Genomic DNA, 309 nt, shown 5'->3' on the forward strand with positions numbered 1-309 from the left:
TAGTAGACAACTTCCATATCTGTTTGTCCGTCTATAATTCCTGTGTCTAATGAGGTAAGATCAAAGATTCCTACATCCTGATTCATCTCATCTTCCGCACACACCTCAAAAGGTGTTATCGGTGCTGTTGCTGTTGGAATTGGCTCTACACTGAGTTCTAAACTTGCTATGTTATTGCTGTTGATACACTCCGTAGCAGTATTCTCCACACGGATAAACACCGTTTGTGGATCTGTTGTGTTTTCAAAACCGTTGACAAGTGCTGCCGTTCCTGCCAAAGCATCTGCCGCTGTTGGATGATAAGTCACA

General features: G+C 43.0%; 1 protein-coding gene. It reads right to left on the reverse strand.

Annotated elements, in window-relative coordinates:
- On the reverse strand, positions 1-309 hold a 309-nt coding region (locus AA089_RS25410), incomplete at both ends, for a hypothetical protein (protein ID WP_162200479.1).

It is taken from the genome of Kordia jejudonensis, from assembly GCF_001005315.1.
Taxonomy (GTDB): domain Bacteria; phylum Bacteroidota; class Bacteroidia; order Flavobacteriales; family Flavobacteriaceae; genus Kordia; species Kordia jejudonensis.